10 protein-coding genes are annotated in these 14,470 nt (G+C 42.7%); all 10 read right to left on the reverse strand.

Going from position 1 to position 14,470, the window contains the following annotated elements:
- Nucleotides 1-194: 194 nt before the first annotated feature.
- On the reverse strand, nucleotides 195-1,616 hold the full coding sequence (locus B9T26_RS04745) for an FAD-dependent oxidoreductase (protein ID WP_086198614.1): 1,422 nt from the start codon (nucleotides 1,614-1,616) through the stop codon (nucleotides 195-197).
- Between the two features lie 73 nt (nucleotides 1,617-1,689).
- The gene (gene gltB / locus B9T26_RS04750; protein WP_086198656.1) at nucleotides 1,690-6,165 is read right to left on the reverse strand and encodes a glutamate synthase large subunit; all 4,476 of its coding nucleotides are present in this window, start codon (nucleotides 6,163-6,165) and stop codon (nucleotides 1,690-1,692) included.
- A 453-nt stretch (nucleotides 6,166-6,618) separates the two neighbouring features.
- Complete coding sequence (locus B9T26_RS04755) at nucleotides 6,619-7,464, reverse strand: hypothetical protein (RefSeq protein ID WP_086198615.1); 846 nt, start codon at nucleotides 7,462-7,464, stop codon at nucleotides 6,619-6,621.
- Nucleotides 7,465-7,467: 3 nt separating this feature from the next.
- On the reverse strand, nucleotides 7,468-8,553 hold the full coding sequence (gene aroB, locus B9T26_RS04760) for a 3-dehydroquinate synthase (RefSeq protein ID WP_086198616.1): 1,086 nt from the start codon (nucleotides 8,551-8,553) through the stop codon (nucleotides 7,468-7,470).
- A 17-nt stretch (nucleotides 8,554-8,570) separates the two neighbouring features.
- Entirely contained in the window at nucleotides 8,571-9,119 is a 549-nt protein-coding gene (gene aroK, locus B9T26_RS04765) for a shikimate kinase AroK (protein ID WP_086198617.1), read from the reverse strand.
- A 36-nt stretch (nucleotides 9,120-9,155) separates the two neighbouring features.
- On the reverse strand, nucleotides 9,156-11,276 hold the full coding sequence (gene pilQ, locus B9T26_RS04770; protein WP_171262936.1) for a type IV pilus secretin PilQ family protein: 2,121 nt from the start codon (nucleotides 11,274-11,276) through the stop codon (nucleotides 9,156-9,158).
- 62 nt (nucleotides 11,277-11,338) lie between these two features.
- A complete protein-coding gene (locus B9T26_RS04775) occupies nucleotides 11,339-11,866 on the reverse strand; it encodes a pilus assembly protein PilP (protein ID WP_086198619.1) in 528 nt (175 codons plus the stop codon).
- On the reverse strand, nucleotides 11,866-12,603 hold the full coding sequence (locus B9T26_RS04780; protein WP_086198620.1) for a type 4a pilus biogenesis protein PilO: 738 nt from the start codon (nucleotides 12,601-12,603) through the stop codon (nucleotides 11,866-11,868). Before B9T26_RS04780 ends, B9T26_RS04775 begins: the two co-directional genes overlap by 1 nt.
- Complete coding sequence (locus B9T26_RS04785) at nucleotides 12,600-13,253, reverse strand: PilN domain-containing protein (protein WP_086198621.1); 654 nt, start codon at nucleotides 13,251-13,253, stop codon at nucleotides 12,600-12,602. Before B9T26_RS04785 ends, B9T26_RS04780 begins: the two co-directional genes overlap by 4 nt.
- On the reverse strand, nucleotides 13,253-14,314 hold the full coding sequence (locus B9T26_RS04790; protein ID WP_086198622.1) for a pilus assembly protein PilM: 1,062 nt from the start codon (nucleotides 14,312-14,314) through the stop codon (nucleotides 13,253-13,255). The genes B9T26_RS04785 and B9T26_RS04790 overlap by 1 nt, the downstream gene beginning before the upstream one ends.
- Nucleotides 14,315-14,470 lie beyond the last annotated feature (156 nt).

Genomic DNA, 14,470 nt, shown 5'->3' on the forward strand with positions numbered 1-14,470 from the left:
CGCAAGTGAAAGGTATTTTCACATACTCACAATCTACTTTTGAAATCCCCCTCTCTCTAACTCTCTCCCTAAGGAGAGAGAACTTTTACGTATTTAATGAATTGCACAAAATCATATTTCAGTTATAAACCTTCTCTAAAATAAAAAACCCGCCTAAGCGGGTTTTTCAAAATTCATCTGAAATTTAAATCAGATTATACATCTAGATAATCCAGGATACCTTCAGCAGCCTGACGACCTTCCCAGATGGCAGTCACAACCAGGTCAGAACCACGAACCATGTCGCCACCAGCAAAGATTTTAGGATTCGAAGTCTGGAATTTGAACTCTTGCTGTTCAGCTGCCACTACTCGACCAGAACCATCCAGATTGATTTCTACATCGGTGAACCAATCTGCCGGACTGGTACGGAAACCAAAGGCAAGAAGTACGGCATCTGCAGGTAGAATTTCTTCAGAACCCGGTACAGGTTCAGGACTACGACGGCCACGGCTATCAGGTTGACCCAATTGCGTAGTAACAAACTTAACCCCAGTCACTTTGCCATTTTCACCAACGATTTCGATAGGTTGACGGTTAAACTGGAACTCCACCCCTTCTTCACGCGCATTTTTCACTTCGCGACGTGAACCCGGCATGTTTTCTTCATCACGACGGTACGCACAGACAACTGAGTCAGCACCTTGACGGATTGAAGTACGGTTACAGTCCATTGCCGTATCACCACCGCCAAGCACAATTACTTTTTTGCCTTCAACGCTGATGTATTCAGATGGATCTTTTTCCCAACCTTGGGTACGGTTAACATTGGCAATCAGGAAATCAAGCGCGTCGACAACCCCATCCAAATCTTCACCGGCAAACCCACCTTTCATGTAAGTGTATGTACCCATACCCATGAACACAGCATCATAGTCTGCAAGTAGCTGATCAATGGTGATATCTGTACCAATTTCAGTATTTAAACGGAATTCAACGCCCATGCCGGTGAAAATTTCACGGCGACGTTTCATCACGTCTTTTTCCATCTTGAATTCTGGAATACCAAAAGTCAGTAGACCACCAATTTCAGGACGTTTGTCAAAGACCACCGGTTTTACACCATTACGTACCAGAATATCTGCACAGCCTAGACCCGCAGGACCCGCCCCAATAATCGCGACTTTTTTATCTGTCCACTTGACGTGTGACATGTCTGGACGCCAGCCCAAAGCAAAAGCGGTATCGTTAATGTATTTTTCGGCATTACCAATGGTCACTGCACCAAAACCATCATTCAGGGTACACGCCCCTTCACACAAACGGTCTTGCGGACATACGCGACCACAAACTTCAGGAAGTGTGTTGGTTTGATGGCACAGTTCAGCCGCTTGGAAAATGCGACCTTCAGCAATTAATTTTAACCAGTTTGGAATGTAGTTATGTACCGGACATTTCCATTCGCAGTAAGGGTTACCACAGCCTAAACAGCGATGCGTTTGGTTTGCCGCAATTTCCGCTGTAAAAGGTTTATAAATTTCCACAAACTCTGCTTTGCGGACAGTTAGATCTTTTTTCTCTGGATCTTGGCGTGCGACATCCAGGAATTGAAAGTCATTGTTTAGGCGCTCTGCCATGTCTCTCTCCGTGGGTAGGTGCAGTCGGTTTATTTATCCGCTACACCTGCCTATCAATCTGCAAGTAGTGGAATTATTGTGGATCAGCTTTGGTCGTTTTCAAAAGCGTTTGCAAATTAGCAGCTTTTGGTTTTACAAGCCAGAATTTACGGCTGTAATAATCAAACTCATTGCGGATCTTGTACGCCCACGCACTACCTGTCTCAGCAATATGCTCATCCAAGATACGAAGCAAGAATTCTTGATGTTCTTCCATCGCCTCTGTAGAAATACGGTTTAACTCGATCAGCTCGTGGTTGTAATGGTCAACGAAGTCGTTATCCAGATCAAGTACATAAGCAAAACCGCCCGTCATACCTGCACCGAAGTTATGACCTACTTTACCCAGTACAGTCACAATACCGCCAGTCATGTATTCACAGCAGTGATCGCCCGCGCCTTCAATGACAGCAAACGCACCCGAGTTACGTACTGCGAAACGCTCACCGGCTGTACCTGCAGCAAACAGTTTACCGCCAGTCGCGCCGTATAGGCAGGTATTACCAATGATCGCTGTTTCCTGAGTTTGGAACGGCGAACCTTTCGGTGGGAAGATGGACACGCGACCGCCCGCCATACCTTTACCGACGTAATCGTTGGCATCACCTTCAAGTTTAATATGTAAACCACCGGCGTTCCATACACCTAAAGACTGACCTGCAGTACCGGTTAGATTTACTTTAACAGGATGTGATTCCATACTGAGGTTGCCATAGCGACGTGCAATTTCACCTGAAATACGCGCACCAATCGAACGGTCACAGTTACCAATCGTGAAGCTATATTCCCCGCTGATACCCGCTTCAATCGCTGGCAACATTTCTGCCACCATCTTCTCAGCCAAAATACCTTTGTCGAACGGCGCATTACCTTCAACTTGGCAATATTGCGCCTTACCTTCAGCTGACGGATGTGACTCAAGCAATGCACTCAAGTCCAAGTGAGCATGTTTATCCGTTTCACCTGGCAACATTTCAAGCAGGTCAGTACGGCCAATCAAGTCTTTCAAGCTTGCAACACCTAGCGCTGCCAACCATTCACGGGTTTCTTCCGCAATGAAATGGAAGAAGTTGATCAGCATTTCAGGTTCACCAATATAGTGTTCCTGACGTAAATGATCCTGTTGAGTCGCAACACCGGTTGCACAGTTGTTTAAGTGGCAGATACGCAGGTATTTACAACCCAATGCGATCATTGGCGTTGAACCGAAACCAAAGCTTTCTGCACCCAAAATCGCAGCTTTCACTACATCCAGACCAGTTTTCAAACCACCATCGGTTTGTACACGGACTTTGCCACGCAAGTCATTCACACGAAGGGCTTGATGCGCCTCACTTAAACCCAGTTCCCAAGGCGAACCGGCATGGTGAATTGAAGACAATGGAGAAGCAGCTGTACCACCGTCATAACCAGAAATGGTAATGAAGTCAGCATATGCTTTTGCTACACCGGCAGCAATGGTTCCTACACCCGGTTCAGATACCAGTTTCACAGACACCATCGCTTGAGGATTGACCTGTTTCAAGTCAAAAATCAATTGTGATAAATCTTCAATTGAGTAAATGTCGTGATGCGGAGGTGGAGAAATGAGGGTTACACCTGGAACTGAATAACGTAAACGTGCGATTAAGCCGTTTACTTTACCACCTGGTAACTGACCACCTTCACCCGGTTTTGCACCCTGTGCAACTTTAATTTGCAATACTTCAGCAGAAGTCAGGTACGCAGGTGTTACACCAAAACGACCAGATGCAATCTGTTTGATTTTCGAGTTACGGATGGTGCCATAACGCGCTGGATCTTCACCGCCCTCACCAGAGTTTGAACGACCACCAATGGTGTTCATAGCAATGGCAATGGCTTCATGCGCTTCAGGAGACAACGCACCCAAAGACATCCCAGCAGAGTCGAAACGTGGCAGAATATCTTCAACCGATTCAACTTGATCCAGTGCAATTGAATTATCTGTTTTCAATTTCAATAAGTCACGAATCGTGGCCACCGGACGGTTATTCACCAGTTCCGCATATTCTTTAAAGTCAGCATATTGACCTGAACGAACCGATTTATGCAGTGCATTGATCACGTCCGGGTTAAAGGCGTGGTATTCCTTGTCGAATACGAATTTGAGCATACCGCCCTGATCGATTGGCTTACGTGATTTCCACGCCAATGACGCCAGTTTTTTCAGATCATTTTCAAGGTCGGCAAAAGTTGCGCCTTTAATACGGCTTGGTACACCGGTGAAGCATTTATCAACCACTTCAGTTGACAGACCCACTGCTTCAAATAGCTGACCACCACGGTAAGAAGCAACAGTCGAGATACCCATTTTTGAAAGTACTTTTAATAAGCCTTTCTCAATCCCTTTACGGAAGTTCGCCTGTGCATGGATTGGATCACCCAGCAGTTCACCTTTCGCGATCAAGTCATTGATGACGTCATAAGCCAGGTAAGGATAAATCGCAGTTGCACCAAAGCCCAAGATCACTGCAAATTGATGCGGATCACGTGCCAAACCAGTTTCAACGATAATATTGGCATCTGTACGCAGACCAACACTGATCAAATGGTGATGTACCGCACCTGTTGCCATGAGTGCATTGGCAGGCAAGAAACCTTGACGGATTTTCTTATCCGAAAGTACAAGTAAAGTTTTGCCATCGCGAATGGCTTGAGCAGCCTCGATACAGATGCGTGCAATTGCAGCTTCTAAACCTTCATCTTCAGCATAGTTCAAGTCGATATCTGCAATTTCGTAACCTTTACGACCAAGGGTACGGATTTGATGCATTTTCGAATTTGAAAGCACTGGGCTGGAGATGATCAAACGGTCTGCATGTTCAGGGCTTTGCTCGAATACGTTTTGTTCGCGACCCAGGCAAGTTTCCAATGACATTACAATCGATTCGCGTAATGGGTCGATTGGCGGATTGGTTACCTGTGCAAACTGTTGACGGAAGTAATCTGATACATGGCGCACCTGGCGAGACAATACCGCCATTGGAGTATCATCACCCATTGAACCCACAGCTTCCTGACCGCTTTCTGCGATTGGACGAAGCAACTGGTCACGCTCCTCAAAGGTCACCATAAACATTTTTTGTGAAGCTTTTAGCTCATCGCCTTTTAAGCCTTGATCACATAAATATTCTTCCAGTTCTGGACTACCTTGAACGCGTACGGAATTTTCACGTAACCATTCACGGTAAGGACGCATTTTTTTCAAATGGTTGCTGACATCTTTAGTGTCAAGCATTTTGCCAGTGAAAGTATCGATAACCAGAATTTGACCCGGGCCAACACGACCTTTAGAAATTACATCTTCAGGCTGATAACCCCAAACACCAATTTCTGATGCAAGCGTGATGTAACCATTTTTAGTAATCACCCAACGTGCTGGACGCAAGCCATTACGATCCAGCATACAGATCGCATGACGACCATCCTGAATTACCAAGCCAGCCGGACCATCCCAGGCTTCCATGTGTTTAGAGTTGAATTCATAAAATGCACGTAGGTCAGCATCTAAAGTTTCAACGTTTTGCCAAGCCGGTGGAACCAGCATACGAAGTGCACGGAACAGATCCATGCCACCACCGACAAGAATCTCAAGCATGTTATCCAGGCTTGAAGAGTCTGAACCGGTACGGTTTACAATCGGGTTAAGATCGGTTAAGCCAGGTAATAGCGGGTTTTCGAATTTTGGTGTACGGGCCATTGCCCAGTTACGGTTTGCAGTAATGGTATTAATTTCACCATTATGCGCCAGATAACGGAACGGCTGTGCTAAAGGCCAACGCGGTAAAGTGTTGGTCGAGAAACGTTGGTGGAACACCACAATATGAGATTCCAGACGTTCATCTGCCAAGTCTGTGTAAAAGTCAGCAATCGCTTCAGGCATCATCAAGCCTTTATAGCTAATCACTGTAGAACACAAAGTAGTCACATAGAATGATGGATCATTGGTTAACTGTTGTTCTGCACGACGACGTGCCAAGAACAATTTACGGTTAAACTCGACCTCAGTCACACCCATCGGGCAATTGACAATAATCTGTTCGAATGCAGGTAAAGACTGCATTGCAATTTCACCAAGCGCATCGTTATTGGTTGGAATAACACGCCAAGCGAGAACTTTAAGACCTTCAGATTCAATTTCTTTGGCCAACACTTGTTTAGAATGTGCAGCAATTGCTGGGTCTACATTTAAAAATACGGTACCGACAGCAAAAATTTCGCTTAAAGTGATATCACTTAATTTTTTTGCTTCTTCACGGAAGAATTTCTTCGGCATTGCCAAGAGCAGACCACAACCATCCCCTGTCTTACCATCTGCGGCAATACCACCACGGTGTGTCATGCAGCTAAGACTATGCATAGCGGTCTTGACGAGATCATGGCTAGCATCACCCTGCATATGGGCGATTAGACCGAAACCACAGTTATCTTTAAACTCATCCGGTTGGTATAAACCTTGAGCGGGAGCTACAGTATTAGGCGATGGCATGTGCATAGCGTACCCTTCTTTTCAACATGGCCCATAAAGCGGGCATCTAACAATCAAATATCTTCTTTGCGATTTAGTCCAATTTACTCACTTTAAGATCAATGCTGAGCAAAATCTTTTCATCATGCTTAAGATAATCCGATTTTAATCTCTGTACATGAATTAATTGCAAAAATATTTTGCTTCGTTCACGCACTCTTTTAAAGCAGGCATATTTGACGATTTCGCACAATCATTGAATCTTTTCGCGCCAAAACAGGGACATTAACTCAATTCATGCACCAATAAAGCAAAAATTATGCCAAACCAAAAATTAAAGTGCTAAATGTTTTAAATATAGAAATATTAAAATTCCATTAACTTTAGAGTAATTTTCAAGAAACATATTTCGCACTATATTTGTGCATATAAATAATTTTATAACTCAAATTGCTCTATTTTAGAACTATATTTTTAATTAAATGGGTCACTAATTTCTTTTTCCGGAATCTTGTTTCCGCTTTGTTTCGGTGCATTCTCAATACCCGAATGTGACTGTTGAACATCTACCACATTACCCTGCTCATCACGTCGCGTTACTGTTGTTGTGGTGGTTGCATTTTTAGCATCAGTCTCAGCTACAGTTGGCTTAGGCTTTGGTAAAGACAATAAGCTTTCATCCACTTTAGGTAATGGCGCAGATTTCAGATTGACCGCATACAGCTTATGATTGGTGCCCATTTCATCTGCACCCATGTCATTCACTAAAGAGACATAATTTTTAATATCCTGCACTTTAGGCTGAACAGACTTTGGAAATTGTAGCGGCAATTGCTCTAATACACGTTGAGCTTCATCTTTATTTCGATAAATACCATAAAGAAGTACATATTGTTCAATCTGATCCTCACCACTCAAACGTATATAAAAAAAGTTCTTGCGAGTGGATTGTTTTTTTAAAAAACTGCGAATCACCTCATCTTTGGTTGTACGAAACAATTCGATGCTGCTTGCGTTCTTATTATCATTAATAAACTTGCTACCACGAAATTCCGGTTCATAACTTCCAGTAGTCACTACACGTGTAGTCATTTCTAAAGGACGAACTTCATCCTGTAGCGCACCAAGCAAGTTCGTTGCAGCAACTTTTTCGGGTTGAATTTGTAGCTCAGACTCCGTTTCCGCAGATTTTTCCACTTCAACTAAAGCATCGCTATCCGTGATTGCCCAAAAAACAAGTGCTGCAAACAAACACGCCACCCCACACACCAGCCAGATATAGTTTTGGATACGTTGCCATTGTGTACGGAGGGTTGCCATGAATTATGCCTTTTCTTGATTCGCTAAAATCGCCTGTTTCATCAATTCCACATCAAATTCTTTGCTGATAATTGCCTGTCCGAGTGACTTCATCAGCACCAGACGCAATTGACCATTCAGCACTTTTTTATCATGCGCCATATAGGCAAGAAATTCATCCAGTGGAATAGCTGGGCATTTTACTGGCAAATGAGCACGTTGAATGATTTTTTTTGTACGTTCTAGATCTTCAAGTGAAATCCAGCCCATACGTTGTGATAAATCAGCCGCCATCACCATACCGGTAGCCACAGCTTCCCCATGCAGCCATACTCCATAACCCAAATAGGATTCGATTGCATGGCCAAAAGTATGACCTAAATTCAGCAAGGCACGTTCGCCTTGTTCTTTTTCATCATTGGCGACAATGCGTGCTTTATGGGCACAAGAACGATATACAGCTTCGGCCAGTAATTTCGCATCTCGTGCAACCAGACCATCCATATTTTGCTCAAGCCAGATTAAAAAATCACGATCGCCCAATAAGGCATATTTGATCACTTCTGCTAAGCCCGCAGATAACTCGCGGTCAGGCAAGGTCGAAAGCTGTGACATATCGGCAAGCACAACTTGAGGTTGCTGGAAAGCCCCGATCATGTTTTTACCGAGTGGATGATTGATCCCGGTTTTCCCGCCCACACTGGAATCGACTTGTGACAAAAGCGTCGTCGGCACCTGAATGAAATATACGCCACGCTGGAAACATGCAGATGCAAAACCTGCCATATCACCAATAACTCCACCACCCAAAGCCAGTACTGTCGCATCCCGATTAAAACCCGCTTCCAGCAAGGCATCAAAAATGAGATTTAAATGTTCAATATTTTTATACTTTTCACCATCAGGCAAGATACATGTCGCAACCGTTTTACCCAAACCTTCAATCGCACTGAGGTAATGCTCCAGATATAAAGGCGCCACCGTGGTATTGGTCACTACCATCACCTGTTTTCCGTGGATATACGGTTCAAGTAATGATTGAGGATCTAAATCACTGCCAATAAAGATAGGATAGCGACGATCACCGAGTTCAACATGTAAAGTTTGCATGAAATTAAAACCGTTAATTAGACTAACTTTGCTTCTTGAGAAACAATCATATGTAAGATTTTTTGCGCTAAATCACGAGCAGCACCCTGATTCGTTTCAATAATATAATCTGCTATTTCACGATATAAGGGATCACGAATAGCCAATAAATCACGTAACTTTTGTTCAGGATTTTCAACTTGCAGTAAAGGACGGTTTTTATCCCGATAAGTGCGCTGTAATTGAATTTCGACAGGAGTATAAAGGTAAACAACGATTCCACGTTGTTTTAAGAATTCACGATTAGGTGACTGGGTCACCGCCCCACCACCGGTTGCAATAACCAGCTGTGAACGAGCAGTAAGTTCATCAATCACCATTGTTTCACGATTACGAAATCCCTTTTCACCTTCTTTTTCAAAGATCCAAGGAATTGTCGCACCTGTTTTACGCTCAATTTCCTGATCACTATCAAGAAACTCTCGCCCCAACAGTTCCGCTAAATGACGACCAACAGTTGTTTTCCCAGCCCCCATTGGCCCTACCAAATAGACATTTGGCAGGGTTTCAAACTCATTGCTTGGCAAGGAGTCACCTATTTATTTTGCTAAATTCAAAATATATTAATGATTTCTTGAAACACTGTCATTAACAATTCGTGGTGTAACAAAAATCAATAGCTCTCGCTTGTTATCCGATTTCAAATCTTTACGGAACAAACGGCCTACGTAAGGAATATCGCCCAAGAATGGTACTTTGGTTTGTGTATTTTGTGTTATTTGCTCAAAAATACCACCTAATACCACAGTCTCACCATTATCCACCAATACATTGGTATTAATTTCATTTTTGTTTAGAGTCAGCTCACCATTTGGCGCAACCGATCCAATAGAATCACTTGAAATATCAAGATTCATTTGAACCTTACCATCCGGTGTAATGCTTGGAGTAACATCTAAGCTTAGTAACACATCTTTAAATTGAGTACTCGCAGTTGCGTTGGATCCCGTTCCACTTACAGATTGATAAGGAACCTGTGTACCTGATGCAACTTTAGCTTTCTGTTTGTCCGCTGTTAACACTTTAGGGGTAGAAACAACTTCGCCATAACCATCTGCTTGCAGGGCTGAAAGTTCTAAATCCAGCATAAAGTCAGACAAGCTGATGAGACCAAAAGCAATTCGACTTGCACCTTGACTGGTTACGCCTAAATCCACATTTAAGTTCTGTGGACGTTGAATCGTATATTTACCGTCATCATCAGGTGTTTTTAAATCCCATAAGGTTGTATCACTACCACCGACCAACAGGTCATTATTCTGGTTTATCCCTTGCGACAAAATACCCCACTTCACGCCCATCTCTTTACTAAACTCTGTTGAAGCACGAACAATACGTGCCTCCACCATCACCTGTTTCACAGGAATATCAAGTAAATCGACCATTTTTCGAACTTTATCGATATTTTGAGCAGTATCGTTAATAATCAAGGTATTGGTACGCGCATCCACCGAAATTGAACCACGTGGACTTAATAATGTCTCTACTGAATTATCATTTGATCTACCACCTCCATTACCACCCGAATTATTCGACTGTTTCGTGTCAGTAATCAATTTTTCAATATCAGTGACTTTAGCGTAACTTAGTTTTAAATATTCAGTTTGAATCGGTGCCAATTTTACACTTTGAGCTAGAGCCTTAGCCTCTTCTTCTTCCGACTTGATCAATTCTGATACCGGTGCAATCCAGATCACATTGCCATTACGGCGCTTATCCAGATTTTTGGTTTTCAAAATAATATCAAGAGCCTGATCCCATGGGACATCTTTTAAACGCAGGGTAATATTGCCCTGAACGCTATCCGCAGTCACCATGTTGATGCCGGTAAAATCTGCCAGTAATTGCAGTACACGACGTACTTCAATATCTTGGAAATCTAAAGAAATCTTTTTACCTGTATAAGCATTTGCCGCCTTAGGTTTTAATGGATTCTTATCTTCTGGACGTTTTAAGCTGATAGTCAATTTGTTATCAGTCTGATAAGCCATATATTCATAGCTACCAGAGGTCTGAATGGTAATCACGCCATTACCACCGTCATTGGTAGCATCAACCGTGGATACTGGAGTTGCAAAATCATTGACATTTAAACGACGTGCCAAATGTGCAGGAACTTTGTTACCCAAAGTTCGTACCACTACTTTGCTGCCCTGCTGTTGTACATCTACCGGAGTGTTACTCCCCAATAAATCGACTACGATTTGACCTTCACCCTGACTGCCACGCTGGAAACCGATATTGGAAATACCCTGTGTAGTTTTTTGGGCAACAACTTGCTGCGATGTAAAAGCATTCGCTGTCGCAGAATTAATTTTTAAGATAAAGGTATTACCTTCGATACGTGTAGTAAAGGCACCTGCATCAGCCAAGTTCACAGTTAAACGTGAACGTTGCGCATCAGAACTCACATCGACAGAAGTTGCCTCTTTCGTTGCAACAGAAATACTATTTTGCTTTAAATTTTGTTGTGCTTTATCAAAATCAAGAATTAAACGTGACGGCTGCTCAAGTTGATAAGCTTGCGGCTGTGGTGGTAAACCGTTAAACATCACACGGATTTCTGTACCTTGACCTGCAATCTGCATCGGCACAATATTGGTAATACTGACTTGTGCATTTGCAACCTGCATGATCGCGATCGCAACAGCACCCATAGAAAATTGACGAAACAAATGGTTCATTGTATTGCCATCCCCAAATATAAAATCTTTAAAACTATTATTCATTTTTATTCCTTTTAAACTTAAGGCGCTGGTCCAAGCAATACCAGACTTCTTGGACGTTCCACGTATCCTTCTCGCCCATCTGGAATAATTTCCACCAGATCAATCTGCGTCGGCGTAATATTGATTACACGACCATGATTCATCCCCATATAACTGCCGCGCTGTATCCGCTCTATTTCACCATCCGGAGTCTGAATCAATGCCAAGATCTGTCCAGACTGGTTACGCATACTTCCTTTCATATTCAAGGATTCAATTGCATAACTTTCTAAAGGTTGCAGTTGGCGTGATAAATTAGGATAGACCCGTTTTCCCGACATAATTTTCAATTCAGCAGCCAGAGAACTCGGTAAAAAAGGACTTTTCAGCTGGTGTGCCGAATAATTAAATGTCGGTACAGGTGGAAAAACTGGTGCAGGCTCAATTGGTAATGGGGCTTGATTGCGAATACTAGCCATTTGCTCATTCACAGCATCAATACGCGAATCACAACCAACCAGCAACACACCTAGCATCAGACTTAGAGAGATTTTTTGTATTTTCATTACTGTGTCCCCCCAGCCGTAGCAGCTGAATTAGCATCTGCAGCTTGCGTTTCTGTCGCTTGAGCATCGGCAGCACCAATATAACGGTATGTTTTTGCTTTAACGTTATAATTTACCTGAGGAATATCAGATTTTTTCTCTTTATTTTCCGATGCCGTAATCTCAAAATCATGCAAAGTCACAATACGTGGCAGTGCAGCAATTCCGCTCACAAAAGAACCAAAAGCGTGATAGTCACCTGTTGCCTCAATCGAAATAGGTTGCTCAATAAAGAACTCTTGTTTTATTTCACCTTCCAAACGGATGTTTTTGAATTTCAAGCCTGAATTTACACCAGTCACGTTGATATCTTCAACCAAACCTGGAATTTCAGTTTCCTTCGGCAATTGCTCCAGCTGCTGGTTAAAATTCGCTTCCATTTCTTGTAACTGCGCTTGTAACAACTGCAAGTTACGAAGTTTGGAATCTTTTTCACGAAATTCATTGAGCAAGTTTTGCTCTTGAGCAGAAGCATTGGAAATATCTTCCAATTTGCCTTTAATTGTTAAAAAATAACCCAGAATACCGATCGCCAACACAATCGCAATCCAGCAGGTGATTTTGACGGACAATGGCCAACTGCCATAGTTATTCATATCCAAGGTGTTGAACTGCTGAAGGAACTTATCCAGCGTCATCTTCTTTTTAGTGACCACAGCTTCATTTGGATTTAATTCATCTAGTTCATCGAGACTCATTTTGCTGCCTCCACGGTTGAATTAGCTGTATCGGATTGTGCTTGTTGTTGTGCTTCTGCTGCAGCAGGTTGTGCGATTTCATCTAAGTCAGCAGTCACCACAAATGAACCATAACCTTCTTCAACACGCGGAACGACTGAACTCGGTGCTTTATCTTTTTGCTCTTCAACTGCTAAAAAAGAATTCATAAAAGCGTTGCGATACCAGGCAGATGACTCCAAATTACGCAAAAACTCTGCAACAGTATTTGGGCTTTCCGCCTTCCCCTCGATAGTAAATTTATCGCCGGAACGCACAAATTTAGTAATATACAAATTACTTGGCGTTACCCGTACCAATTCATCAATCAGACGCACTGCAATTGGACGCTGTCCCTGTAAACCCTGGATTAGCTTCATTCGTTCAATAATTGCATTACGCTGCGCTTCTAAACCTTCCAAGGATTTTAATTGCACATCCAGATTCTGGTTTGTGCTGGTAATAAGTTGATTTGCCTGTTCTTGATCTTCGAGTTTATGGTCATAGTAAAACCATGACAATGCCACAGCCAAAGCCCCGATTACAGCAGCCCCAATACAAATTGCTATAAATTCTTTTTTTCGTCTCTCTCTTAGCTCATCACGCCAAGGGAGCAGGTTAATTCTTGCCATTAATCAAAACTCCTCAATGCCAAACCACATGCCACCATGAGAGAGGAAGCATCGTTTTCTATTTTTTTAATATCAATTTGTGGAGAAAACCCCATTTGCAAGAATGGGTTGGCAATAGTCACGCGATAACCCAATTTTTGTTGTAGTAATTTCGCGAGCCCTGGAATATTGGCATTTCCCCCAGCCAATAAAATATGGTCAATCTCATTAAATTGTGAAGATGAGAAGAAGAATTGCAATGATCTTGCCGCTTGTTGAACCACGGCTTCCAAGAAGGGTTCTAAAACCTCTACATCATAGTCATCCGGTAATGAACGACTTTTCTTGGCACGACCAGCTTCTTCAAAAGACAAACCATAACGATTTTGAATTTCTTGAGTCAGCTGCTTACCACCAAACACCTGCTCCCGCGTATAAATCACTTTATTATTTTGCATCACAGATAAGGTGGTCATGGTATGACCAATATCTAAAATACCGACCGTATTCACGCCCATAGGCAAAGTATCGGAAAATACTTTATAGGCATTTTCTATAGCAAAACTTTCAACATCTGCCGTTTTTGGCGTCAGATTAGCCAGCTCCAGTACTTCAGCACGAGCCTCTACATTCTCAAGACGCGTTGCTACTAACAGCACATTGACCCGATTCGGATTAGCCAAACGATCCGGCAATACTTCAAAATCCAGACTGGCTTCATCCAGAGGAAACGGAATGTATTGCTCTGCATCCATACGGATCTGAACTTCACGTTCGTCATCCGTCATATCTGCATCCATTTCAATGGTTTTGGTAATCACCAGTGAAGTTGGGATGGCAAGGGCTGCAGCTGTAGATTGCGTATTGGCAAGATTAAGGGCTCGCTCTAGTGCATCTCCGACTGCTTCTGGATTTAAAATATTTTTTTCAACAACACTACCTTCAGGTAAGGGAACCAGCGCATAGCTCTCAACCCAGTACCTGTTACCGCTCTTAACAGAAAGTTCCAACAATTTAACAGAAGTAGAACTAATATCTACTCCTACTAACCCCTTATTCGGCTTACGATATAACCTGAGCACAATATAATTCCTATTATTTTTTTATCCCCAATAAAAGTAACCTACTAATCAGTGTTGGTCTATAATTTTATACAGATACAATAACTCATCTAACAATCTGCATGTGTAAAGGCTATACTGACCGCTAATTAGTTTGCCATTAGCTCTTATTAAAAC

The sequence above is a fragment of the Acinetobacter sp. ANC 4169 genome (assembly GCF_002135355.1).
Classification (GTDB): Bacteria; Pseudomonadota; Gammaproteobacteria; order Pseudomonadales; family Moraxellaceae; genus Acinetobacter.